This window comes from Isoptericola hypogeus (assembly GCF_039531145.1).
In the GTDB taxonomy this organism is placed as follows: domain Bacteria; phylum Actinomycetota; class Actinomycetes; order Actinomycetales; family Cellulomonadaceae; genus Isoptericola; species Isoptericola hypogeus.
Genome location: NZ_BAAAPM010000016.1, coordinates 1 through 843, shown reverse-complemented (window position 1 = coordinate 843; position 843 = coordinate 1). Strand labels below are relative to the sequence as shown.

Annotated in this window: 1 rRNA gene; it reads right to left on the bottom strand. The window is 57.9% G+C overall.

Features of this window, described 5'->3' with window-relative positions:
- A 16S ribosomal RNA gene (locus tag ABD254_RS21220) occupies positions 1 to 843 on the bottom strand; the annotation flags it as partial.

The window sequence follows — 843 nt, the reverse complement described above, 5'->3', positions numbered from 1 at the left end:
CCGGGAACGTATTCACCGCAGCGTTGCTGATCTGCGATTACTAGCGACTCCGACTTCATGGGGTCGAGTTGCAGACCCCAATCCGAACTGAGACCGGCTTTTTGGGATTCGCTCCACCTTACGGTATCGCAGCCCTCTGTACCGGCCATTGTAGCATGCGTGAAGCCCAAGACATAAGGGGCATGATGATTTGACGTCATCCCCACCTTCCTCCGAGTTGACCCCGGCAGTCTCCCATGAGTCCCCGGCATAACCCGCTGGCAACATGGGACGAGGGTTGCGCTCGTTGCGGGACTTAACCCAACATCTCACGACACGAGCTGACGACAACCATGCACCACCTGTGCACCGACCTTGCGGGGCACCCATCTCTGAGTGTTTCCGGTGCATGTCAAGCCTTGGTAAGGTTCTTCGCGTTGCATCGAATTAATCCGCATGCTCCGCCGCTTGTGCGGGCCCCCGTCAATTCCTTTGAGTTTTAGCCTTGCGGCCGTACTCCCCAGGCGGGGCACTTAATGCGTTAGCTGCGGCACGGAACTCGTGGAATGAGCCCCACACCTAGTGCCCAACGTTTACGGCATGGACTACCAGGGTATCTAATCCTGTTCGCTCCCCATGCTTTCGCTCCTCAGCGTCAGTTGCGGCCCAGAGACCTGCCTTCGCCATCGGTGTTCCTCCTGATATCTGCGCATTCCACCGCTACACCAGGAATTCCAGTCTCCCCTACCGCACTCTAGTCTGCCCGTACCCGATGCAAGCCCGAGGTTGAGCCTCGGGATTTCACACCAGACGCGACAGACCGCCTACGAGCTCTTTACGCCCAATAATTCCGGACAACGCTTG